27 protein-coding genes are annotated in these 21,366 nt (G+C 64.3%); 23 read left to right on the forward strand and 4 right to left on the reverse strand.

All coding sequences use genetic code 11. The annotated features are described in order from the left end of the window. Positions 1 to 41 precede the first annotated feature (41 nt). From eat to BKG76_RS16180, 4 genes are read left to right on the forward strand one after another with little or no spacing between them, the layout of a single operon-like run. Positions 42 to 1,505 carry an ethanolamine permease gene (gene eat, locus BKG76_RS16165; protein ID WP_070938508.1) on the forward strand — a complete coding sequence of 488 codons (1,464 nt, stop codon included), beginning with the start codon at positions 42 to 44 and terminating at the stop codon, positions 1,503 to 1,505. Between the two features lie 7 nt (positions 1,506 to 1,512). After that, positions 1,513 to 2,916 (forward strand): ethanolamine ammonia-lyase subunit EutB, encoded by a 1,404-nt coding sequence (locus BKG76_RS16170; RefSeq protein ID WP_070938509.1) that lies wholly within the window; start codon positions 1,513 to 1,515, stop codon positions 2,914 to 2,916. Further along, the gene (gene eutC, locus BKG76_RS16175) at positions 2,913 to 3,698 is read left to right on the forward strand and encodes an ethanolamine ammonia-lyase subunit EutC (protein ID WP_070938510.1); all 786 of its coding nucleotides are present in this window, start codon (positions 2,913 to 2,915) and stop codon (positions 3,696 to 3,698) included. The genes BKG76_RS16170 and eutC overlap by 4 nt, the downstream gene beginning before the upstream one ends. Positions 3,699 to 3,745: 47 nt before the next feature. Further along, entirely contained in the window at positions 3,746 to 5,248 is a 1,503-nt protein-coding gene (locus tag BKG76_RS16180; protein ID WP_070938511.1) for an acetyl-CoA acetyltransferase, read from the forward strand. Positions 5,249 to 5,257: 9 nt separating this feature from the next. Here the strand turns inward: BKG76_RS16180 and BKG76_RS16185 are convergent, their stop codons facing one another. From BKG76_RS16185 to BKG76_RS16195, 3 genes are all read right to left on the reverse strand, one after another. Next, positions 5,258 to 6,514 (reverse strand): cytochrome P450, encoded by a 1,257-nt coding sequence (locus BKG76_RS16185; protein ID WP_070938512.1) that lies wholly within the window; start codon positions 6,512 to 6,514, stop codon positions 5,258 to 5,260. Positions 6,515 to 6,581: 67 nt separating this feature from the next. After that, positions 6,582 to 7,052 (reverse strand): hotdog fold domain-containing protein, encoded by a 471-nt coding sequence (locus tag BKG76_RS16190; RefSeq protein ID WP_070938513.1) that lies wholly within the window; start codon positions 7,050 to 7,052, stop codon positions 6,582 to 6,584. A gap of 60 nt (positions 7,053 to 7,112) precedes the next feature. Next, a complete protein-coding gene (locus BKG76_RS16195) occupies positions 7,113 to 7,781 on the reverse strand; it encodes a pyridoxine/pyridoxamine 5'-phosphate oxidase (protein ID WP_070938514.1) in 669 nt (222 codons plus the stop codon). A 386-nt stretch (positions 7,782 to 8,167) separates the two neighbouring features. On the opposite strand from BKG76_RS16195, the gene rpsJ reads away from it, so the two are divergent. Genes rpsJ through rpsQ form a run of 11 tightly spaced genes read left to right on the forward strand, consistent with a single transcriptional unit; the run spans position 8,168 to position 13,498 of the window. Then, complete coding sequence (gene rpsJ, locus BKG76_RS16200; RefSeq protein WP_003883485.1) at positions 8,168 to 8,473, forward strand: 30S ribosomal protein S10; 306 nt, start codon at positions 8,168 to 8,170, stop codon at positions 8,471 to 8,473. A gap of 14 nt (positions 8,474 to 8,487) precedes the next feature. Beyond that, positions 8,488 to 9,141, forward strand: a complete 654-nt coding sequence (rplC, locus tag BKG76_RS16205) for a 50S ribosomal protein L3 (protein ID WP_070938515.1) — start codon at positions 8,488 to 8,490, stop codon at positions 9,139 to 9,141. Positions 9,142 to 9,146: 5 nt separating this feature from the next. Then, the gene (gene rplD, locus BKG76_RS16210; protein WP_070939290.1) at positions 9,147 to 9,788 is read left to right on the forward strand and encodes a 50S ribosomal protein L4; all 642 of its coding nucleotides are present in this window, start codon (positions 9,147 to 9,149) and stop codon (positions 9,786 to 9,788) included. Continuing rightward, entirely contained in the window at positions 9,788 to 10,090 is a 303-nt protein-coding gene (gene rplW, locus BKG76_RS16215; RefSeq protein WP_070938516.1) for a 50S ribosomal protein L23, read from the forward strand. Before rplD ends, rplW begins: the two co-directional genes overlap by 1 nt. A gap of 26 nt (positions 10,091 to 10,116) precedes the next feature. Further along, positions 10,117 to 10,953, forward strand: a complete 837-nt coding sequence (rplB, locus tag BKG76_RS16220) for a 50S ribosomal protein L2 (protein ID WP_070938517.1) — start codon at positions 10,117 to 10,119, stop codon at positions 10,951 to 10,953. A 9-nt stretch (positions 10,954 to 10,962) separates the two neighbouring features. Further along, positions 10,963 to 11,244, forward strand: coding sequence for a 30S ribosomal protein S19 (gene rpsS / locus BKG76_RS16225; protein ID WP_070938518.1), 282 nt, complete (start codon positions 10,963 to 10,965; stop codon positions 11,242 to 11,244). After that, a complete protein-coding gene (rplV, locus tag BKG76_RS16230) occupies positions 11,244 to 11,717 on the forward strand; it encodes a 50S ribosomal protein L22 (RefSeq protein ID WP_070938519.1) in 474 nt (157 codons plus the stop codon). The genes rpsS and rplV overlap by 1 nt, the downstream gene beginning before the upstream one ends. Next, the gene (rpsC, locus tag BKG76_RS16235) at positions 11,717 to 12,541 is read left to right on the forward strand and encodes a 30S ribosomal protein S3 (RefSeq protein WP_070938520.1); all 825 of its coding nucleotides are present in this window, start codon (positions 11,717 to 11,719) and stop codon (positions 12,539 to 12,541) included. The genes rplV and rpsC overlap by 1 nt, the downstream gene beginning before the upstream one ends. Positions 12,542 to 12,543: 2 nt before the next feature. Continuing rightward, a complete protein-coding gene (gene rplP / locus BKG76_RS16240) occupies positions 12,544 to 12,960 on the forward strand; it encodes a 50S ribosomal protein L16 (RefSeq protein WP_005055656.1) in 417 nt (138 codons plus the stop codon). Further along, positions 12,960 to 13,196, forward strand: coding sequence for a 50S ribosomal protein L29 (gene rpmC / locus BKG76_RS16245; protein WP_070938521.1), 237 nt, complete (start codon positions 12,960 to 12,962; stop codon positions 13,194 to 13,196). The genes rplP and rpmC overlap by 1 nt, the downstream gene beginning before the upstream one ends. Beyond that, positions 13,193 to 13,498, forward strand: coding sequence for a 30S ribosomal protein S17 (rpsQ, locus tag BKG76_RS16250; protein ID WP_005077598.1), 306 nt, complete (start codon positions 13,193 to 13,195; stop codon positions 13,496 to 13,498). The genes rpmC and rpsQ overlap by 4 nt, the downstream gene beginning before the upstream one ends. Before the next feature lie 156 nt (positions 13,499 to 13,654). Here rpsQ and BKG76_RS16255 read toward each other — a convergent pair whose 3' ends face one another. Then, positions 13,655 to 14,506 (reverse strand): alpha/beta fold hydrolase, encoded by an 852-nt coding sequence (locus BKG76_RS16255; RefSeq protein ID WP_070938522.1) that lies wholly within the window; start codon positions 14,504 to 14,506, stop codon positions 13,655 to 13,657. 172 nt (positions 14,507 to 14,678) lie between these two features. Between BKG76_RS16255 and BKG76_RS16260 the strand changes: the two genes are divergently transcribed. The 8 genes from BKG76_RS16260 to BKG76_RS16295 all read left to right on the forward strand — a co-directional run bounded on the left by BKG76_RS16260 (position 14,679) and on the right by BKG76_RS16295 (position 21,021). After that, positions 14,679 to 15,686 carry a cutinase family protein gene (locus BKG76_RS16260; RefSeq protein ID WP_070938523.1) on the forward strand — a complete coding sequence of 336 codons (1,008 nt, stop codon included), beginning with the start codon at positions 14,679 to 14,681 and terminating at the stop codon, positions 15,684 to 15,686. 6 nt (positions 15,687 to 15,692) lie between these two features. After that, a complete protein-coding gene (locus tag BKG76_RS16265) occupies positions 15,693 to 17,036 on the forward strand; it encodes an MFS transporter (RefSeq protein ID WP_070938524.1) in 1,344 nt (447 codons plus the stop codon). 268 nt (positions 17,037 to 17,304) lie between these two features. Continuing rightward, positions 17,305 to 17,673, forward strand: coding sequence for a 50S ribosomal protein L14 (gene rplN, locus BKG76_RS16270; protein WP_043076457.1), 369 nt, complete (start codon positions 17,305 to 17,307; stop codon positions 17,671 to 17,673). Then, a complete protein-coding gene (rplX, locus tag BKG76_RS16275) occupies positions 17,674 to 17,991 on the forward strand; it encodes a 50S ribosomal protein L24 (protein ID WP_043076458.1) in 318 nt (105 codons plus the stop codon). Beyond that, the gene (gene rplE, locus BKG76_RS16280; protein WP_043076459.1) at positions 17,991 to 18,581 is read left to right on the forward strand and encodes a 50S ribosomal protein L5; all 591 of its coding nucleotides are present in this window, start codon (positions 17,991 to 17,993) and stop codon (positions 18,579 to 18,581) included. The genes rplX and rplE overlap by 1 nt, the downstream gene beginning before the upstream one ends. Further along, complete coding sequence (locus BKG76_RS16285; RefSeq protein ID WP_043076460.1) at positions 18,582 to 18,767, forward strand: type Z 30S ribosomal protein S14; 186 nt, start codon at positions 18,582 to 18,584, stop codon at positions 18,765 to 18,767. It abuts the gene before it with no gap. A gap of 116 nt (positions 18,768 to 18,883) precedes the next feature. Next, complete coding sequence (locus tag BKG76_RS16290; RefSeq protein ID WP_070939291.1) at positions 18,884 to 20,401, forward strand: carboxylesterase/lipase family protein; 1,518 nt, start codon at positions 18,884 to 18,886, stop codon at positions 20,399 to 20,401. Between the two features lie 62 nt (positions 20,402 to 20,463). Then, positions 20,464 to 21,021 (forward strand): hypothetical protein, encoded by a 558-nt coding sequence (locus tag BKG76_RS16295; RefSeq protein WP_070938525.1) that lies wholly within the window; start codon positions 20,464 to 20,466, stop codon positions 21,019 to 21,021. Positions 21,022 to 21,366 lie beyond the last annotated feature (345 nt).

The following is a 21,366-nucleotide window of genomic DNA, read 5'->3' on the forward strand; positions in this document are numbered from 1 at the left end:
TCTGACCCACGCGCGCAGACCATCGGTCGCACAATTGGACGATGCCAACTTCCGATGACGCCGCCGGCTCACACCCGGAAGCGCTACATGATCATGCGGGCGTGCAGTCTCATGTGGAGGACGCCGACTATCTCGCCAGGCGACAGCTGAGATCGGGCACCGCGGGTTGGGTGCTACTGGCGGGTCTCGGCGTCAGTTATGTCATCTCGGGCGATTACGCGGGTTGGAACACCGGCTTGAGCAAGGGCGGGTTCGGTGGTTTGGCCATCGCGGCGGTCATCATCGCCGCGATGTATCTGTCGATGGTGCTCAGCATGGCCGAGATGTCGTCCGCGTTGCCCACCGCGGGTGGCGGCTATACCTTTGCCCGCCGTGCGCTTGGCCCGTGGGGCGGATTCGCCACGGGGACGGCGATTCTCATTGAGTACGCGATCGCCCCGGCGGCCATCGCCACCTTCATCGGAAGCTACGTCGAATCACTGCACCTGCCCGGCCTCACCGACGGATGGTGGGTCTACCTGGCGGTTTACGCGATCTTCATCGGCATCCATCTCAGTGGAGCCGGTGAGGCGCTCAGGACGATGTTCATCATCACCGGGGTTGCGCTGGTTGGTCTGGTGACCTTCGCGATCGGTGCTGTGGGCCGATTCGACGCGGCCAATCTCACCAACATTCCGGTTGACGAGACGGCAAGGGGTGCATCGGCATTCCTGCCCTATGGATATCTGGGCATCTGGGCAGCGGTGCCATTCGCGATTTGGTTGTTCCTGGCGATCGAGGGTGTTCCGCTGGCGGCGGAGGAGGCGCGCGACCCTGCCAAGAACATCCCGCGCGGAATCCTGATGGCGATGCTGGTGCTCGTCATCACCGGCACGGCCGTGCTGTTCCTGGTTCCCGGAGCCGGGGGAGCCGAGGCCATGGGACAGTCGGGTAATCCCTTGGTCGAGGCGCTGGGAACCGCGACGGTCGCCAAGGCGGTCAACTACATCGGGCTGGCCGGACTCATCGCCAGTTTCTTCTCCATCGTCTACGCCTACAGCCGGCAGACCTTCGCATTGTCCCGGGCGGGCTACCTACCGACCGGGCTGTCCGTCACCAACAGTCGCAAGGCGCCCGTGCTGGCGCTGATCGTTCCGGGAATCATTGGATTCCTTTTGTCGCTCAGCGGTAAAGGCGCCATGTTGCTCAACATGGCGGTGTTCGGCGCAGCGCTGAGCTACGTGTTGATGATGGTGAGCCATATCGTGCTGCGCATTCGCGAGCCGGAGATGGAGCGGCCGTACCGAACGCCCGGCGGCATCGCCACAAGCGGCTTCGCGCTGGTGATCGCCTGTGTTGCTGTCGTGGCGACATTTATTGTCGATACCACCGCAGCCTTCGCCACATTTGGTGTGTTTGTGCTGTTTATGGCGTACTTTGGGTTGTATAGCCGTCACCATTTGGTTGCGAACTCGCCAGACGAGGAGTTCGCGGCGCTTGCCGAAGCCGAGAACGAACTGAAATAGGCACATTATGAGTACTTTTCGTCACATCGTCGGGCCGGTCACCTATCGGTTCGAGTCGCTCGCCGAAGTTCTCGCGAAGGCCTCGCCGCCCCGATCCGGTGACGAGCTCGCGGGCTGTGCGGCGCAGTCCGATGCCGAACGGGCTGCCGCACGCTGGGTCCTGGCAGAGGTGCCGCTGGCGGCGTTCCTGTCCGAGGAAATCGTCCCGTATGACACGGACGAGGTCACCCGGCTCATCATCGACAGTCATGATGCCGATGCCTTCGCCGTCATCTCCCACCTGACCGTCGGTGATTTCCGGGACTGGCTGTTGGAGACCATCACCAAACCGCATGGGGCGCAGTCCCTCAAGGATGTCTCGCCCGGGTTGACTCCCGAGATGGTCGCGGCGGTCAGCAAGTTGATGCGCAATCAAGACCTCATCGCGGTCGGCGCTGCGGTGCGCAACCGCAGCGCCTTTCGCACCACCATCGGTCTGCCGGGCACGCTGGCGACCCGGCTGCAGCCCAACCATCCGACCGACGACCCCCGGGGTATCGCCGCCGCGACCCTTGACGGTCTGCTGCTGGGATGCGGTGATGCCGTCATAGGCATCAATCCGGCGACAGATTCCCCGCATGCCGCGGGCGACCTGTTGCGTCTCATCGACGACATCCGATTGCGATTCGACATCCCCACACAGTCGTGCGTGCTCGCCCACGTCACCACCACAATCGAACTGATCGAACGAAATCTCCCGGTGGACTTGGTGTTCCAGTCGATAGCCGGAACCGAAGGTGCCAACGAGAGCTTCGGGGTCAACCTGGAGCTGCTCCGTGAGGCGAATGAGGCCGGACGTTCGTTGGGACGCGGCACCGTGGGCAACAACGTCATGTACCTCGAGACGGGTCAGGGATCTGCGCTGTCCGCGGGAGCGCACATCGGGGTAGGCGGCGTCGCGGTGGATCAGCAGACATTGGAGGCGCGGGCGTACGCCGTCGCGCGCGAGGTGGAGCCGCTCCTGGTCAACACCGTTGTGGGATTCATTGGGCCGGAATATCTTTACGACGGTAAACAGATCATCAGGGCCGGTCTGGAAGATCACTTCTGTGGCAAGCTGCTGGGACTGCCGATGGGAGTGGACGTCTGCTACACCAATCACGCCGAGGCTGATTCCGATGACATGGACGTGCTGCTCACCGTGCTGACCGCCGCGGGAGTCGCGTTTGTCATCGCGGTGCCCGGGGCTGACGACGTCATGCTGGGGTACCAGAGCCTGTCCTTCCACGATGCGCTGTTCGCACGCCGCACCTTCGGGCTGCGACCGGCTCCCGAGTTCAACGACTGGCTTGAACGCATGGGGATGCTTGAGCGTGATGGTGGGCTGCGTGAAATCGCGGTCAATGACTCACCGTTGCGGGCGCTGTTATGAGCGACATCGCCAACAACGGTGCGGCGCACGATATCTGGGACGCCCTGCGTCGGTCCACGCAGTCTCGAATTGGCTTGGGGCGCAGCGGAGATGCGCTGCCCACCATGCGGGTGCTGGAGTTCGGGACGGCGCACGCCGCGGCCCGCGATGCGGTGCACACGCCATTGGATGCGCGCGCCTTGGCCGGCCGAATCGACGGACTGGGGTTGGGAACGCCGCTGCTGGTCACGAGCCGTGCGGGGGATCGCTCCGAGTACCTGCGCCGCCCTGACCTGGGACGTGCCCCCGCCGAGGGTGCGCTGGACGTGCTGCCCGGATCCGGTGGCGATATCGGCATCGTGCTGGCCGACGGGTTATCACCGCGCGCCCTGGATGATCACGGCGTACCGCTGTTGCAAGCGTTGCACCAGCGGTTACGCGGGTACTCGATCGCGCCGCTGGTCGTGGCGACGCAGGCACGTGTGGCCCTGGGGGACCACATCGGCGCCGCCTTGGGCGTCGACACGGTGTTGGTCCTCATTGGGGAGCGCCCGGGACTGTCGGTCGCCGACAGCGTCGGGATATATCTCACGCACAATCCCGTCGTGGGATGTACTGATGCGCAACGTAATTGTGTTTCGAATATCCATCCTCCCGAGGGATTGGGTTATGACCAGGCGGCGCAGGTGGTGGCTGCTCTGGTGGCCGGGGCGCGCCAGATCGGCCGCTCCGGCGTCGACCTCAAGGACATGACGGGAGCGGGCAATCAGATCGAGGGGTCCGGGCCTGCTCTGCCCACCTAACGGGACGACCCTCAGCGACCAACCAGGCGGTTGGTTACCATCGGCCAATGGCCCTCGACCCTCGCACGCCGGTCCTTGTCGGTACCGGACAGGTCAACCAGCGGACACCAGCCGACACCCCGTTCTCCGAGATCCCCGAGCCCATCGAGCTTATGGAGCGGGCGGCGCGCCTGGCCGCCGACGACGCCGGGGCGACCGAGCTGCTCGCGGCGATCGACACGGTATCGGTGGCGAACATCTTCTCGTGGAAGTACCGCGACCCGGGTGTGCTCCTCGGTGAGCGCCTCGGCGCGGTGCCCAAGCGCACCTTCTACACCGGCCCCAGCGGCAACTCGCCGCAGCTGCTGGTCAACCACGCGGCCGCCGACATCCTCGCCGGGGACGCCGACGTGGTTCTCATCGGTGGCGCGGAGATGTGGCGTTCGCGCAACAAGATGATGGCCACCGGCGTGCAGCCCACGTGGACCAATCAGGACGAATCCGTCGCTGAAGCAACAGTTCTCGGTGGTCGCATGGATCAGGTCGGTGGCGCGGAGACCGCGATTGGCCTGATCTCGCCCGGACACGTCTACCCGCTCTTCGAGCAGGCGATACGCATCGCCAACGGCGCTTCCATCGCGGACCACCGCGCCGCGATTTCGCAGCTGTGGCAGCGGTTCAACGCGGTGGCGGTGAACAACATGCACGCCTGGTCCAATGACGCGTATACCGCCGAGGAGATTGCCACTCCCGGCCCCGACAACCGGTGGATCAGCTCCCCGTACACCAAGTTGATGAACTCGAACAACATGGTCGAGCAGGGTGCGGTGGTGTTGCTCACCTCCGTGGAAACGGCGTTGCGGTTGCAGATCCCCCAAGACCGCTGGGTATTTCCCCTCGCCGGCGCCCAGGCGAATGACACCTTCGCGCTCAGTGAGCGTCGTGAACTGCACCGGTCACCGGCCATCCGGCTGGCGGGCAAGCGCGCATTCGACATCGCCGGACTGGGTACCGACGACGTGGAGCTGATCGACATCTACTCCTGTTTCCCGTCGGCGGTGCAGGTCGCGGCCAACGAGCTGGGGTTGGCGCTCGATGATCCGGCGCGGCCGCTGACGGTCACCGGTGGGCTCACCTTCGCCGGTGGTCCCTGGTGCAACTACGTCACGCACTCCATCGCGACCATGGTGCAGCGGCTGCGTGAGCGTCCCGGCGCCAAGGGGCTGATCACGGCCAACGGCGGATACCTCACCAAGCACGCGTTCGGAATCTACGGAACCGAGCCGCCCGCATCCGGATTCGCGTACGAGGACGTGCAGGCCGACGTCGACCAAGAGCCCCGGACCGAGGCTGCGGACGGCTACGCGGGCACGGCGACCGTCGAAGCGTGGACCGTCAACTACGGACGGGACGGGTCGCCGTTCCAGGCGTTCGTCAGTGTGCGTACACCCGCGGGAGCGCGCACCTTCGCCAAGATCGATGACCGGGACGCCGCCGTGCAGCTCGCGGACACCGATATCGCCGGTGCGTCAATCGAAGTCGCGGCGGATGGATCCGCGCGGCTCAACTAGGACGGGCGACTACCGCAGGGTGTAGCGGATCGGCAGGTGTTTGATGCCGCCGACGAAGATGGTCGAGGTCCGCTCGATGTTCCCGTCGATTTCGATGGACTCCAAGCGGGGCAGTAGCGCGGAGAAGAAGCTGTTGACCTCCATGCGTGCCAGCGCCGCGCCCAGGCAGAAGTGGACGCCGAAGCCGAATGCCAAGTGCTTATTGGGGTCTCGCGCGATGTCGAAGGTGAAGGGATCGGCGAAGGTGTCCTCGTCGCGGTTGCCCGAGGGGTAGGACAGCAGCACCGATTCACCCTCGGCGATGGACACGCCGCGAATCTCGGTGTCGGCGGTCGCTGTTCGCATGAATTCCTTGACCGGTGTGACCCAGCGGATCATCTCGTCGACCGCCAACGGCATCAGGTCGGGATTCTCGTGCAGCCGCGCCAGCTGGTCGGGATGCTCCAGGAGCGCTTCGAGCCCGCCGGCGATGGTGGCACTGGTGGTGTCATGCCCGGCGGTGGCGATGATCGTGTAGTACGAGGCGGTGTCGACATCGCTCAGCAATTCGCCGTCGACCGTGGCGTTGGCGATGGTGGAGGCCAAGTCCTCGGTGGGGTTCTGGCGCCGAGATGCGGTGAGGCCACTGAAGTATCCGAAGAAATCCAATAGCGCCAGTAGCTGTTCCTCGGGGGTAGCGCCGCGCTGGAACTCGGTGTCATCGCCGCCGAAGAGCTCCTGGGTGAGCTTGAGCATCCGGTCGAAGTCCGACTCGGGAATGCCGAGTAGCGACATGATGACGTAGAGCGGGAAGTGCACCGCGACGTCCTGCGCGAAATCGCAGCTTCCGCCCGCCTCCAGGAGTTTGTTGACGTATCTGTTGGCCAGCTCGTCGGTTCGGATCTTCATATCCCGCATGGCCTTTGGTCGGAACCAGTCGGCGCCGATGGCGCGCAGTACGCGGTGTTTCGGGTCGTCGATGTGCACAAGCGTCTTGAGCTCGATACCCATGGCGGCCTGTTTGTCCAGCTCGGCTTCCTGCTCAAGGTTCATCAGCAGCGGACGCGGTTCGTTGATCCAGAGCGCGTTGTTGCGCTCGATATCCATGATGTCGTCGTGTTTGGTGATCGCCCAGAACGGTCGATAGTTGTCGGTAGTCACCTTTGACACGGGTTGTTCACGCCGCAGCAGCGTCATCGCGGCATGCAGACGAGGCTCGTCGGCGTAGGCGGTGGGATCGGCCAAAACTCGGCCGGCTTCTTCGATTTCAGACAGTGCGGTGGCCATAGCCGGAGTGTGCGCGCGTCACACCATAGATTTGTCTATAACGGCCGAATTCGGCCGTCAATATGCGTCAGGCGGGCGTCACCCAGGTGGTGATCTCGGCCTTCACCACTTCCTTGCCGTCGCGATCGGTGATGCTGATCGGCACGACGACGTCGGTGCCCTCGGTGATCGCGGCGAAGTCGACGCCCTCGAGCTTGGCGATCGCGCGCAGCGAGGTGGTGGCCTTACCGAGGTATTGGACGTTCATCGCCTTGGGAATCCAGCGGTGCGTGGACGGCGTGGTCGCCTCCATCAACATGCCCATGGCGACCTCGGCCAGGTTGCACGCGGCGATCGCGTGGAAGGTCTTGATGTGGTTGTAGACGAAGTACCACTTGGGGGCGGTCACCTCGCAGTAGCCGGGTTCCATCCGCTGTACGTGCGGCACCACCGAGGCGAAGTAGGGGACACGGGCCATCATGGCGGCGGAGAACAGGGCAGAGCCGCCGGGCTTGTTCTGCAGACGCTGCCAGATCTTGTAGGTCGGAGATGCGCTCACCGCACGTACCTTACTCGAAAGTAAGATAATGGCGAACTTGACCGATAACTCGTTCGCCGGTCACGGCCAAAGCTGCGTGCGTTCCCAGCCATCCCCGACTCGCTGATAACTAAGACGCTGGTGTTTGCGGTCGGGGGAGCCCTGCCAGAACTCGATCTGCGTCGGCTGCACGGCATAGGAGACCCATTCCTCCGGCACCAGCTCAGGGTCATCGGCCAGCTTCCGGTGGGCCTTCTCGATCTCCGCGTCGATCTCGGCCGGGTCCACCAGTGGCTGGCTCTGTCGCAGCGTCAACGCCATCGCCCGGGATCCGATGGGCCTGCCCAGGAAATCGGCGGCACTTGCCTGCGCGCCATCGTTGACGACGGTGCCGACCACCCGCACCTGTCGCACCACCTCCGGCCAATGGAAGGTCAGTGCGGCTGCCGGATGAGCGGACAGATCACGACCCTTCTGGCTCGCCGAGCTCGCCGCGAAATGCCAGCCGTCCCGATCGATCGCTTTCAGGATCAACACGCGTGCGCGTGGTAGGCCCTCGGCATCGACCGTCGAAATCGTCATGGCGTGCGGCTCCGGCACTCCCGCCCGCGCCGCCTGCTCGATCCAATCGGTGAACAAGGGGAGCGGTTCGGCGGGGGCATCGCCGATCTCAAAGAATGGCGCACTGCCGGACAGGACCGGCAATGCCCGTAGGAATGAACGCCCTCCGTCGGCCTCCAGCCAGCGCATGTCACAACCTCCTTGAGTGGATCTTGTACTACCGTTCCATATGCGACCAGAACCGCAGGTCAGCGGGTTCCAGTCCTCGACAGCGGGGTGCGACCGCGGGGATTTGGCCGCAGCCGCTGGATAAGGCATACTGTTCGGGTTGCCGTGAACCGGTTTCAGCGCCTTGGGTCTGCCCATTGCGCGCTGCGAACGGGGACGGCGAACCACTAGCGCCCTTACGGGCGCGTCGGCCCAGTCCAAGCGGCGAGAATTTTCGACGCGGACGACTGCGCGCGAGGGCGACACGCCCGACCGCGGGGGTCGGTGAACTACGACAGGTAAACAGCGGCGGTATCGGGTTGCGCGCTTCGGCGTGCTCCGGACCAGTGACAGTAGAGGTAGGAAGCGTGGCGGGACAGAAGATCCGCATCAGGCTTAAGGCCTACGACCATGAGGCGATTGACGCCTCGGCGCGCAAGATTGTTGAGACGGTGACCCGTACCGGCGCGAGTGTCGTTGGACCTGTGCCGCTGCCGACTGAGAAGAACGTGTATTGCGTTATCCGGTCGCCGCACAAGTACAAGGATTCGCGCGAGCATTTCGAGATGCGCACCCACAAGCGGCTCATCGACATCCTCGACCCGACACCGAAGACGGTTGACGCGCTCATGCGCATCGACTTGCCGGCCAGCGTCGACGTGAACATCCAGTAGGAGAACCAGAAACCATGGCAAGAAAAGGAATTCTGGGCACCAAGCTGGGTATGACACAGGTGTTCGACGACAACAACCGGGTTGTCCCGGTGACCGTCGTCAAGGCCGGACCCAATGTGGTGACCCGCATCCGCACCCAGGAGCAGGACGGCTACAGCGCCGTCCAGGTCGCATTCGGTGAGATCAGCCCGCGCAAGGTGACCAAGCCGGTCACCGGCCAGTTCGCGGCCGCGGGAATCAACCCCCGTCGCCACCTGGCCGAGCTGCGTCTGGACGATGAGGCCGCTGCCGCCGAGTACGAGGTCGGCCAGGAGCTGACCGCCGAGATCTTCAGTGACGGCGCCTATGTCGACGTCACCGGAACCTCGAAGGGCAAGGGCTTCGCCGGAACCATGAAGCGTCACGGCTTCAGCGGTCAGGGCGCCAGCCACGGTGCACAGGCCGTGCACCGTCGTCCCGGCTCGATCGGTGGCTGCGCCACCCCGGGTCGTGTCTTCAAGGGCACGCGGATGTCCGGACGTATGGGTAGCGATCGCGTCACCACGCAGAACCTGGTGGTGCACAAGGTTGATGCTGAGAACGGCGTACTGCTGATCAAGGGTGCCATCCCCGGTCGTAAGGGTGGCCTGGTTGTGGTCCGCACCGCTGTCAAGCGAGGTGAGAAGTGAGCACTTTGAAAATTGACGTCAAGGCTCCGGGCGGCAAGACGGACGGCTCCATCGAGCTGCCGGCCGAATTGTTCGACGCCCCAGCCAACATCGCGCTGCTGCACCAGGTCGTGACCGCGCAGCTGGCCGCAGGCCGTCAGGGCACCCACTCCACGAAGCGTCGTGGTGAGGTGTCCGGTGGTGGCAAGAAGCCGTACCGGCAGAAGGGAACCGGCCGCGCCCGTCAGGGTTCGACCCGTGCCCCGCAGTTCACCGGTGGTGGCGTTGTCCACGGCCCGCAGCCGCGTGACTACAGCCAGCGGACGCCCAAGAAGATGATCGCCGCCGCCCTGCGCGGTGCGCTGTCGGACCGGGCCCGCAACGGCCGGATCCACGCCATCACGGAGCTGGTTGCCGGTCAGGAGCCCTCGACCAAGAGCGCCAAGTCGTTCCTGGCCGAGATCACCGACCGCAAGCAGCTGCTGGTGGTGCTGGGCCGTGACGATCTGGCTTCGGTCAAGAGCGTGCGGAACCTGCCGAACGTGCATGTGCTGGCCTACGACCAGCTCAACACCTACGACGTGTTGAAGGCCGACGATCTGGTGTTCAGCGTCGAGGCACTCAACGGCTTCATCAACGCCAAGAAGAAAGAGGAGGTGTCGGCCTGATGGCAACCATCGCTGACCCCCGCGACATCATCCTGGCCCCGGTGATCTCGGAGAAGTCGTACTCGTTGATCGAAGACAACGTGTACACCTTCGTCGTCCACCCGGACTCGAACAAGACGCAGATCAAGATCGCCATTGAAAAGATCTTCAGCGTCAAGGTCTCCTCGGTGAACACCGCCAACCGCCAGGGCAAGCGCAAGCGCACCCGCACCGGTTTCGGACAGCGCAAGAGCACCAAGCGCGCCATCGTCACCCTGGCACCGGGCAGCAAGCCGATCGACCTGTTTGGAGCCCCCGCGTAGTCGGGGAGTAGAGGACTAGAGAAGACATGGCTATTCGCAAGTACAAGCCGACGACCCCCGGTCGCCGCGGCTCGAGCGTCGCCGATTTCTCGGAGATCACTCGCTCGACTCCCGAGAAGTCGCTGGTTCGCCCGCTGCACGGCACTGGTGGCCGTAACGCCCACGGCCGCATCACCACTCGTCACAAGGGTGGCGGCCACAAGCGTGCCTACCGGCTGATTGATTTCCGTCGCCACGACAAGGACGGCGTCAACGCCAAGGTCGCGCACATCGAGTACGACCCCAACCGCACCGCGCGCATCGCGCTGCTGCACTTCCTGGACGGCGAGAAGCGTTACATCATCGCGCCGGTCGGACTGTCGCAGGGCGATGTGGTGGAGTCGGGCGCCAACGCCGACATCAAGCCGGGTAACAACCTGCCGCTGCGCAACATCCCGACGGGTACCACCGTGCACGCCGTCGAGCTGCGTCCCGGTGGTGGAGCCAAGATCGCCCGTTCGGCAGGTTCCGGTATCCAGCTGCTGGGTAAGGAAGGCGCTTACGCCTCCCTGCGTATGCCCAGCGGTGAGATCCGCCGCGTCGACGTGCGCTGCCGCGCCACCGTCGGCGAGGTCGGTAACGCCGAGCAGGCCAACATCAACTGGGGTAAAGCCGGCCGTATGCGGTGGAAGGGCAAGCGCCCCACCGTCCGTGGTGTCGTGATGAACCCGGTCGACCACCCGCACGGTGGTGGTGAAGGTAAGACCTCCGGTGGTCGTCACCCGGTGAGCCCGTGGGGCAAGCCGGAAGGCCGCACCCGCAAGCCCAACAAGGCGAGCGACAAGCTCATCGTCCGTCGCCGGCGCACCGGCAAGAAGCGCTAGGAGTAAGCGATGCCACGCAGCCTCAAGAAGGGCCCGTTCATCGACGACCATCTGCTCAAGAAGGTCGACGTACAGAACGATAAGAACACCAAGCAGGTCATCAAGACCTGGTCGCGTCGGTCGACCATCATCCCCGACTTCATCGGCCACACCTTCGCGGTGCACGACGGGCGTAAGCATGTCCCCGTCTTCGTCACCGAAGCGATGGTCGGTCACAAGTTGGGTGAGTTCGCCCCGACGCGGACCTTCAAGGGTCATATCAAGGACGACCGAAAGAGCAAGCGGCGCTAATGACTACAACGACTGAATACCCATCGGCCAAGGCCGTTGCACGGTTCGTGCGGGTCTCGCCGACCAAGGCACGCCGGGTCATCGACCTGGTGCGCGGCAAGTCGGTAACCGACGCCATCGACATCCTGCGGTGGGCGCCGCAGGCAGCCAGCGAGCCGGTTTCCAAGGTCATCGCCAGCGCTGCCGCCAACGCGCAGAACAACGACGGCCTGGATCCCTCCACCCTGGTGGTCTCGGAGATCTTCGCCGACGAGGGCCCGACCGCCAAGCGCATCCGTCCCCGCGCGCAGGGTCGTGCGTTCCGGATCCGCAAGCGCACCAGCCACATCACCGTGGTGGTGGAGAGCCGCCCCAAGTCCGACAAGGGCGGTAAGGCCGGAGCTTCCGCTGCTGCTTCTCGCGCCCGCCGGGCCGAGGGCTCGAAGGCTGCCGCCAACAAGACCACCGCTGAGGCGAAGGGAGGCTCGCGCTAGTGGGCCAGAAGATCAATCCGCACGGTTTCCGGCTCGGTATCACCACCGACTGGAAGTCCCGCTGGTACGCCGACAAGCAGTACGCGGACTATGTCAAGGAAGACGTGGCAATCCGTCGTCTGCTGGCCACTGGCCTGGAGCGTGCCGGTATCGCCAAGGTGGAGATCGAGCGCACCCGTGACCGGGTCCGCGTTGACATCCACACCGCGCGTCCCGGCATCGTCATCGGCCGTCGTGGCACCGAGGCCGACCGCATCCGCGCCGACCTGGAGAAGCTGACCAAGAAGCAGGTGCAGCTGAACATCCTCGAGGTGAAGAACCCCGAGGCCGAGGCGCAGCTGGTTGCCCAGGGTGTCGCCGAGCAGCTCTCGAATCGTGTGGCGTTCCGTCGCGCGATGCGCAAGGCGATCCAGTCGGCCATGCGTCAGCCGAACGTCAAGGGCATCCGAGTGCAGTGCTCCGGTCGTCTCGGCGGTGCTGAGATGAGCCGCTCGGAGTTCTACCGCGAAGGTCGAGTGCCGCTGCACACGCTGCGTGCCGATATCGACTACGGCCTGTACGAGGCCAAGACCACCTTCGGCCGCATCGGTGTGAAGGTCTGGATCTACAAGGGCGACATCGTCGGTGGCAAGCGCGAGCTCGCCGCCTCGGTGGCCGCGCCCGCTGGTGACCGTCCGCGCCGTGAGCGTCCGGCCGGTGCCCGTCCGCGTCGTAGTGGCGCCTCGGGTACCACCGCGACGAGCACCGAGGCCGGCCGTGCCGCCGCAGAGACCCCTGCCTCGGACGGCGCTAGCGCGCCGGCCGCAGAAACCACGGAGAGCTGAACATGCTGATTCCCCGTAAGGTCAAGCACCGCAAGCAGCATCACCCGAAGAAGAAGGGCACCGCCTCGGGCGGTACCACCGTCGCTTTCGGTGACTACGGCATTCAGGCGCTGGGCCACGCGTACATCACGAACCGGCAGATCGAGTCCGCTCGTATCGCCATCAACCGGCACATCAAGCGTGGCGGCAAGGTCTGGATCAACATCTTCCCGGACCGCCCGCTGACCAAGAAGCCCGCCGAAACCCGCATGGGTTCCGGTAAGGGTTCGCCGGAATGGTGGGTTGCGAACGTCAAGCCCGGTCGTGTGCTGTTCGAGTTGAGCTACCCGAACGAAGAGACCGCGCGCCAGGCGTTGACGCGCGCGATCCACAAGCTGCCGATCAAGGCGCGCATCATCACACGAGAGGAGCAGTTCTGATGGCAGTGGGAATTTCCGCTGGCGAACTGCGGGAAAGCACCGAGGAAGAGCTGATCACCAAGCTGCGTGAGTCCAAGGAAGAGCTGTTCAACCTGCGCTTCCAGATGGCCACCGGTCAGCTCGCCAACAACCGTCGGCTGCGTGCGGTGCGCCAGGAGATCGCGCGCATCTACACGGTGATGCGTGAGCGCGAGCTCGGATTGGCCGCAGGACCCGATAGCGAGGACAGCAAGTGAGCGACACCAAGAAGGCCGCAGGCCCCAAGCACACCCCGGCCACCGAGCAGCCGCGTGGGCGTCGTAAGACCGCCATCGGCTATGTCGTTTCGGACAAGATGCAGAAGACCATCGTGGTCGAGCTCGAGTCCCGCAACCGGCACTCGCTGTACGGCAAGATCATCCGCACCACGTCGAAGGTCAAGGCCCACGACGAGAACGGTGACGCCGGTGTCGGCGACCGCGTCTCGCTGATGGAGACCCGCCCGACCTCGGCCACCAAGCGGTGGCGCCTGGTCGAGGTTCTCGAGAAGGCCAAGTAAAGGCGACGTCCTGCACGTCACGTAATACGCGTAAAGCGCGCCGTTCCCGAAAGGGGCGGCGCGCTTTTGCGTTGGGGGGACGTACATCCTGAGTCGAGTGTCTACCGCACGCAGGCGATCCCGGTAATCGGTCTGCGTGCGGTAGGCGCTCGATGATCAGCGTCGCAGGAAGTCGACGACTGTCTGCTCGAAGGCTTGCTTGGCCTCGATCATCACCCAGTGACCACTGTTCGGGAAGATATGCAGTTCGGCATTGGGGATGAGTCGCATCGGCACGATGGCCATATCCGGCGGGCTGACCCGGTCGTCGCGACCCCAGGTGAGCAGCGTGGGGCATTTGATCTTGTGCATCATCGCCCAGTACGGCGCGATGTCGGCGTTGGCAAGGAACTGCTGTTGCATCGCAAAGGCCTTGGAGCCGTACATCAGCTGCGCGGTCTTGTGCGCGTCCGGGTTGATGGCGGCTTCCCACCGTTCCTCGATGAGCTCGTCGGTGACGACGGCGGGATCCCACACCATGGAGTTGAGCCAGCGGATCAACTTGTCGCGGTCGGGGTTATCGGTGAACTCCTGCAGCAGGCGCAGGCCCTCGCTGGGGCTCGGGCTGAAGATGTTGGGTCCGACGCCACCGATGGTGACGAGCTTGGTGATGCGGTCCGGGTGTTTGATCGCCAGGTTGATCCCGACAACACCGCCCATCGAGTTGCCGACGATGGCGGCGGAGGAGATACCGAGGCCGTCCATGAAGCGGATCACCGAAGCGCCGGCGGTCAACACCGGGTGTCCCTGGACCGCGTCGCTGACGCCGAAGCCCGGGAACTCCAGGACGTAGGTGTGGAAGTACTTGGCGAAGACCGCCAGGTTCCCGCGATAGTTGCGCCAACCGGTCACACCGGGACCGGAGCCGTGTAGCAGGATCAGCGGCTCGCCTTCGCCGGCTTCGTGGTAGCGCAGAGTCCCCTCGTCGGTGGCCAGTTCTCTCTTGGTGCCTTCGTATGTCACGTCCACCCGACAAGAGTAGAACGTGTTTCAGTTTCAGATGACGCCGGTGTCCACTGAGTGGGTAGGAACCGAGCAGGCGGGGATAGGCAGATTAGGCCCGAGTAAGGGCCCGGTAAGAGTCGTTTCCGGATCACTTCAAGACTGTGAATGTGCGGGCATCGCTGTCTACGCTGGACGAATGAACCGATACGTCACACGTGGATCGGTCGGGGTTTCGATTTTCGCGGTATCTGCGGCGGTCGCCGCGGTACTTGCCACTCAAACGGAGAACTCCGCAATCGCCAAGGCCGCGGGGTGTCCGGATGTGGATGTGTCCTTCGCGCGCGGGACCAACGACACACCCGGGCTCGGCGATGTCGGGAAGGCGGTCACCGACGAAATCGTCGATCGGCTCCCCGGTAAGAACGTCGAGATCTATGCGGTCAATTATCCGGCAAGCTTCGACTGGGTCCGTGCCGGCGACGGAGCCAATGACATGAGCTTCCACGTCCAGGAAGTGGCGCGGAACTGTCCGAACACCCAGTTCGTGCTCGGGGGCTTTTCCCAGGGCGCGGCCGTCGTCGACGTGCTCTTCGGTAAGAACGGGACAGGCCTTACCTTCAACAATCCGCTCCCGGCTGACCTCGAAAAACGTGTCGCGGCAATCGTATTGATCGGGAACCCGAAGAACTGGCAGGTCGCCGGCATGAACCTCGACCTGTCGATCAGGGATGATCAGCGCAGCAAGATCATCGACATCTGCAATCCGGGTGATGGCATCTGCGACCCGAACGGTGGTGGCCTGGGTCCGCACATGCAGTACAAATCGGACGGATCGGCCGACAAGGCCGCCGACTTCGTCGTCAACCGGCTGACCGCCGTCGCCGCCAGCAGTAGTGCGGCGGCCGCCTCCAGCAGCAGTTCCACGAGCGCCTCGGGAACCCCGACCTCGACGTCCAAGAGCGCCAGCCCGCTGAGCGGAACGACGACGACGGCCACGCCCGCGTCGTCACCGACCTCATCGCCGGCGTCGTCGGCGGCGTCCTCCTCCACGCCCAAGCCGGTGGCGGCTTCGACGTCCCGACCGGTGCCCGCCTGGATGCTGCCTGCCGCCGACGCCCCGGCGGCAGATGTTCCTGCCGCGGTGATCAGCACTGTCCCTGCCCGGCACGGCCCGCCGCCGGGCCCGGGATCTGGTGGTCAGTAACTCTGCATGGCCATTTCTGCTGCTGACACACCAACTCCCTCGGGTCGGGCGCAGACTCGTCGCGCGATCTGGAACACCATCAGAGGATCGTCCGGCAACCTCGTCGAGTGGTACGACGTCTACGTCTACACCGTTTTCGCGATGTACTTCGAGAAGCAATTCTTCGACGAGACCGATGAGAACTCGACGGTCTACGTGTACGCGATCTTCGCGGTCACCTTCATCACCCGGCCGTTGGGATCCTGGTTCTTCGGCCGATTCGCCGACCGGCATGGTCGCCGCGCCGCACTGATTGTGAGCGTCGCACTGATGGCGGCCTGCTCGATGGTCATCGCCCTGGTGCCGTCGCGCACCAGCATCGGAATGGCTGCACCGATCGTGTTGATTCTGTGCAGGCTGGTGCAGGGCTTCGCGACGGGAGGCGAGTACGGCACCTCGGCGACGTATATGTCCGAGGCGGCCACGCGTGAGCGACGCGGATTCTTCTCGTCCTTCCAGTACGTGACCCTGGTGGGCGGCCATGTGCTCGCCCAGTTCACCTTGCTGATCATCCTGACTGTCTTCGACAATGAGCAGGTTCACGAATTCGGTTGGCGCATAGCCTTTGCGGTTGGCGGCGTGGCCGCGATCGTCGTGTACTGGCTGCGGCGCACCATGGATGAGTCGCTCAGTGAGGAACAGCTAGCCGCCATCAAGGCGGGCGAGGACACCGGCGCCGGATCGATCCGCGAACTGCTCACCCGGTACTGGAAACCACTGCTGCTGTGCTTCCTCATCACGATGGGCGGTACCCTCGCGTTCTACACCTACAGCGTCAACGCGCCCGCGATGGTCAAGACCGCCTACAAGGACCACGCGATGACGGCCACCTGGATCAACTTGGCGGGTCTCATTTTCCTGATGCTGCTGCAGCCCGTCGGCGGCATCATCAGCGACAAGGTCGGGCGCAAGCCGCTGCTGCTGTGGTTTGGCTTCGGCGGAATCGTCTACACCTACTTCCTCATCACGTACCTGCCTCAGACGCATTCACCGATCGGCTCGTTTCTTCTGGTCGCCGTCTCCTACGTGATCTTGACCGGCTACACCTCGATCAACGCGCTGGTTAAGTCCGAACTGTTCCCGTCCCATGTGCGCGCGCTGGGAGTCGGGGTGGGGTACGCGCTGGCGAACTCGGTGTTCGGCGGTACCGCGCCGTTGATCTATCAGGCGCTCAAGGAACACGGTCAGGTTCCGCTGTTCATCGCGTACGTGACGGTGTGTATCGCGATCTCGCTGCTGGTCTACCTGGTGTTCCTCAAGAACAAGTCGGACACCTACCTGGATCGCGAGCAGGGCTCGGCCTTTTCCTGACGCCGACACGCCCGCTTGTGGCGGACACATGCGATACGAAACCGCCGGGAATTGGCGTGTCGACCTCAGGGAAGCGGCGATTTGGGTTTCACCTGCAGGTTCGCCTACACTAGGGCGGTTGTCTTGCGGGTGCTTGGCGCCCCGGGACAGGTAGGCATTCCCATCAGGTGAAAACCCGGGGATGACGCGTGCCCTGGAGACAACATGACCGCGTGCGTCGGGTCGGTATCCGCCGCACATCCAAATCCAGGTCAATGAGGAGAGACCAGTGATTCAGCAGGAGTCACGGCTGAAGGTCGCCGATAACACCGGTGCCAAGGAAATCTTGTGCATCCGCGTGCTCGGTGGCTCGTCGCGACGCTATGCGGGAATCGGGGACATCATTGTGGCGACCGTCAAGGACGCCGTCCCCGGAGGCACCGTCAAGCGTGGAGATGTTGTTAAAGCCGTCGTAGTCCGTACCGTCAAAGAGCGTCGCCGCCCGGATGGCAGCTACATCAAGTTCGATGAGAACGCCGCCGTCATCATCAAGGCCGACAACGACCCGCGTGGCACCCGTATCTTCGGGCCCGTCGGTCGCGAGCTGCGCGACAAGAAGTTCATGAAGATCGTTTCGCTCGCCCCGGAGGTGCTGTAAATGAAGGTGCACAAGGGCGACACCGTTCTCGTCATCGCCGGTAAGGACAAGGGCGCCAAGGGCAAGGTCATCGCGGCCTACCCCGAGCGCAACCGGGTCCTCGTCGAGGGCGTCAACCGGATCAAGAAGCACACCCCCCAGTCGGCAAATGAGCGCGGCGCATCCTCCGGCGGCATCGTCACGCAGGAGGCCGCCATCCACGTCTCGAACGTGATGGTGATCGACTCCGACGGCAAGCCGACCCGCATTGGCTACCGCATCGACGAAGAGACCGGCAAGAAGGTCCGTATCTCCCGCCGCAACGGGAAGGACATCTGATGACCACCACCGAGAACACCGTGAATACGCCTCCGCGTCTGAAGACGCGCTACCGCGAAGAGATCAAGACCGCGCTGAACGACGAGTTCAACTACGCCAACGTGATGCAGATCCCGGGCGTTGTGAAGGTCATCGTCAACATGGGTGTCGGCGACGCAGCACGTGACGCCAAGCTCATCAACGGCGCCGTCGCCGACCTGGCCCTGATCACCGGCCAGAAGCCGGAGATCCGCAAGGCCCGCAAGTCCATCGCGCAGTTCAAGCTGCGTGAGGGCATGCCGATCGGTGCGCGCGTCACGCTGCGCGGCGACCGCATGTGGGAATTCCTGGACCGCCTCGTGTCCATCGCGCTGCCGCGTATCAGGGACTTCCGCGGCCTGTCGCCCAAGCAGTTCGACGGCAAGGGCAACTACACCTTCGGTCTCACCGAGCAGTCGATGTTCCACGAGATCGACGTGGACTCCATCGACCGCCCGCGGGGCATGGACATCACCGTCGTCACCTCGGCGACCACCGACGACGAGGGGCGGGCGCTGCTGCGGCAACTCGGTTTCCCCTTCAAAGAACTTGAGCAGGGAGCGAAGAAGTAGATGGCGAAGACTGCGCTGGTCAATAAGGCCAACAAGAAGCCTAAGTTCGCGGTGCGCGCGTACACCCGGTGCAACCGGTGTGGACGTCCGCACGCGGTGTTCCGCAAGTTCGGCCTGTGCCGAATCTGCCTGCGGGAGATGGCACACGCGGGCGAGCTGCCAGGCATCCGCAAGAGCAGCTGGTAAGTCACTGAGCAATAGGCCGGGACGGCATCCGTCCCGGCCTATTGTCGTCTCCGCTGTCTTGGAGTCTGTTGGGCCCCACGGCCATTACGCTTGCGCCCGTGCCCGATAAGCGTGAGGTGACGCGGCTGCTGATGGCGGTGCTGGTTGTCCTGGCAGCCGTTGTGTCGTGCAGCCCCACCACGGCTGCCGATCCCGCGATCGTCAACACCCGTGCGGGTGCGGTCCGTGGACACGTCGACGATGAGGTGCGTGTTTTCTCCGCCATCCCTTACGCGGCTCCGCCGGTGGGCGCGCGACGATTCACCGAACCGGCCCCCGTCTCGTCGTGGCCGGATACCCGTGATGCCACCGGCCCGGGGGTCGAATGTCCACAACCGGGACACGAGAGCGATCTGCCGCAGAACGAGGACTGCCTGCTTCTCACGGTGACCATGCCCCGGCACACCGAGGGGAAGGTGCCGGTGCTGGTGTGGATACATGGCGGTGCCTTTGTAGCCGGCAATGGCGTCGGCTACGACACGCGAAAGCTGGCCGCTGCAGGCGGAATTGCCGTCGTCACGTTCAACTATCGGTTGGGGACGTTGGGATTCTTGGCCGCTCGGGGCCTCTCCGACGCGATCGGCAACTACGGACTGTTGGATCAGGAAGCCGCGCTGCGCTGGGTGCAGGACAACATCGCCGAATTCGGGGGCGATCCCGCGCAGGTCACCATCGCCGGCCAATCGGCGGGCGGGGTATCGGTATGCGACCTGATGGCCTCGCCCAAGGCCGCCGGATTGTTTCGGTCCGCCATCATGCAGAGCGCTCCATGCCAGGCGCAGGCAGCCGTCTCCACTGCCATCCTCGACAGCACGGCCTACGCGGCTGAGGTGGGTTGCCCCGCGGGGCCCAACACCGCCAGTTGCTTGCGTGCGCTATCGGTTGACGTCCTGCGGGATTCACCGCAATTCACCGGGATAGGTCTGCCGGTGAGTCCGGTGACGGGAACACCGGAGCTTCCGACACTGCCCTTGAACGCCTTCATGGGTGGCGCCGCACCTCCCATCCCGGTGCTCATTGGTAGTAATGCCAACGAGGCCACGGTATTTGAGGCGCAGCAGTACCAGAACGGGCCGGTACCCCGCACCGTTGAGGAGTATCAGAGTGCGCTCGAAAGCAAGTACGCGGGCCGGGCGGCCGAGTTGGGGCGGCGATATCCGCTCTCGGAGTTCGGCGGAAATGTGCTTGCCGCGCTCGCGGCCATCGATACCGACAACAGCTACGCGTGCCCAACCCTCGCGATGGCGGAGGCGTTGACGGGAAGGGCATCGGTGTATGCCTACGAATTCGCCGACCCGGTCGCGCCGGTAGAACCGCGGTATCGGGACGCGCCGTTGCCACTGGGCGCCTCGCACGGTTCGGAGCTGGGATACCTATTCGACATGTCCAGGCCCTTGAACCAGGAATCCGCAGCCCTGTCCGCGCTGATGATCAGGTACTGGACGCAGTTTGTGAAGAGCGGGAATCCCAATGTCGTGGGGCAACCCGAATGGCCCAGATATGTACCCGGGGGAGCATTCCTGCGGTTGGCGCCGCCCGCACCCCAACCCGAGGAGGGCTTCACCGGCAGTCACCAGTGCGGCTACTGGCGGTAACCACCGGACGAGGTCAACCTGGGAACGTGCGGCAAGACCCGATCGGCGATTGAGCGCCGGGGATGTTTACGATCGCCGGCGGTGCCGTGCTGCTTGATTCGGCGGCGACATGTGGCGTCACCCAGATAGCCACGCCGGCGATGCGCGATGTGCGTGCAGAATGCGCGGCCCACGTGGACGGCGAGAGAGGTTGCATGGGCAACGTGCTCGATGACGAAAAGAACCGACTGAAACGGCCTATCGCCCCATGGCGAAGAAGTGGACTCGCGGTCGGTGACGCGAACGCCGGACAGTTCGCCGATGCACCGATCCTGGTGGCCCCACAGCAAAACCGAACGACGATTCTCCCCGGCGATGCGGCCTGCGCATTCGTCGAATGGGTCCTCGATGTTCCGTCGCCCGATGGTGGTGGGTTCGTGGAGCGTTTCACGCGCACCCAGGTCTGGAAGTCGTCATCGCGGCAGAGCCGAACAGTGCGCCACCGCTGGACGGCCGCTAGTGCCCGCCGTCGATCGGGGTGCGGTGGTGGGTCCGCATGGGCTATGCCGGACCGATATGGGTCCGGGTGGGTGACGCGCGCCAGTTGGCGTATCGGGCTGGGCGAATCTCAACGGCCATAGCCGGAATTCACGTGTCTCATCGCTGAGCGCGTACGCCCATGAGCCCGTTGGGCGCGCCCCCGCAGGGCATGTCGTAGCCCCGGCGCGCCGGCGTCGATGACTCGGGGCAGCAACCTTCAAGGCTGTGCCAGCGGGTTCTGGTGCCAGCGGGTTCGTGCCCACATTAATAGGGGAGGATGTGGCTGGATACTTTGCTAAATGTTCAGCAACTTGATCGCATCGTGCGGCCGGGAAAGTTCTTGGGCCGTTGTCTGTGTTGGAGTTGTCGGCCATCTCGTGTGCATTACACAACAGATGGCTGAGTTAGCGGCAGTCGCGCCGCTGGTATACCTTGATGAGGCCGCA

It is taken from the genome of Mycobacteroides franklinii (assembly GCF_001853795.1).
Lineage (GTDB): Bacteria > Actinomycetota > Actinomycetes > Mycobacteriales > Mycobacteriaceae > Mycobacterium > Mycobacterium franklinii.

Bases quoted from the DNA above. Each gene is read 5' to 3' on its own strand.
- rplE (WP_043076459.1), top strand. From the start codon at position 17,991: ATGACCACCACCGAGAACACCGTGAATACGCCTCCGCGTCTGAAGACG.
- rplX (WP_043076458.1), top strand. From the start codon at position 17,674: ATGAAGGTGCACAAGGGCGACACCGTTCTCGTCATCGCCGGTAAGGAC.
- BKG76_RS16180 (WP_070938511.1), top strand. From the start codon at position 3,746: ATGGCCCTCGACCCTCGCACGCCGGTCCTTGTCGGTACCGGACAGGTC.
- BKG76_RS16265 (WP_070938524.1), top strand. From the start codon at position 15,693: ATGGCCATTTCTGCTGCTGACACACCAACTCCCTCGGGTCGGGCGCAG.
- rplV (WP_070938519.1), top strand. From the start codon at position 11,244: ATGACTACAACGACTGAATACCCATCGGCCAAGGCCGTTGCACGGTTC.
- BKG76_RS16260 (WP_070938523.1), top strand. From the start codon at position 14,679: ATGAACCGATACGTCACACGTGGATCGGTCGGGGTTTCGATTTTCGCG.
- BKG76_RS16170 (WP_070938509.1), top strand. From the start codon at position 1,513: ATGAGTACTTTTCGTCACATCGTCGGGCCGGTCACCTATCGGTTCGAG.
- BKG76_RS16285 (WP_043076460.1), top strand. From the start codon at position 18,582: ATGGCGAAGACTGCGCTGGTCAATAAGGCCAACAAGAAGCCTAAGTTC.
- rplP (WP_005055656.1), top strand. From the start codon at position 12,544: ATGCTGATTCCCCGTAAGGTCAAGCACCGCAAGCAGCATCACCCGAAG.
- eutC (WP_070938510.1), top strand. From the start codon at position 2,913: ATGAGCGACATCGCCAACAACGGTGCGGCGCACGATATCTGGGACGCC.
- eat (WP_070938508.1), top strand. From the start codon at position 42: ATGCCAACTTCCGATGACGCCGCCGGCTCACACCCGGAAGCGCTACAT.
- rplW (WP_070938516.1), top strand. From the start codon at position 9,788: ATGGCAACCATCGCTGACCCCCGCGACATCATCCTGGCCCCGGTGATC.
- BKG76_RS16185 (WP_070938512.1), bottom strand. From the start codon at position 6,514: ATGGCCACCGCACTGTCTGAAATCGAAGAAGCCGGCCGAGTTTTGGCC.
- rplC (WP_070938515.1), top strand. From the start codon at position 8,488: ATGGCAAGAAAAGGAATTCTGGGCACCAAGCTGGGTATGACACAGGTG.
- rpmC (WP_070938521.1), top strand. From the start codon at position 12,960: ATGGCAGTGGGAATTTCCGCTGGCGAACTGCGGGAAAGCACCGAGGAA.
- rpsS (WP_070938518.1), top strand. From the start codon at position 10,963: ATGCCACGCAGCCTCAAGAAGGGCCCGTTCATCGACGACCATCTGCTC.
- BKG76_RS16295 (WP_070938525.1), top strand. From the start codon at position 20,464: ATGTTTACGATCGCCGGCGGTGCCGTGCTGCTTGATTCGGCGGCGACA.
- BKG76_RS16195 (WP_070938514.1), bottom strand. From the start codon at position 7,781: ATGCGCTGGCTGGAGGCCGACGGAGGGCGTTCATTCCTACGGGCATTG.
- rplB (WP_070938517.1), top strand. From the start codon at position 10,117: ATGGCTATTCGCAAGTACAAGCCGACGACCCCCGGTCGCCGCGGCTCG.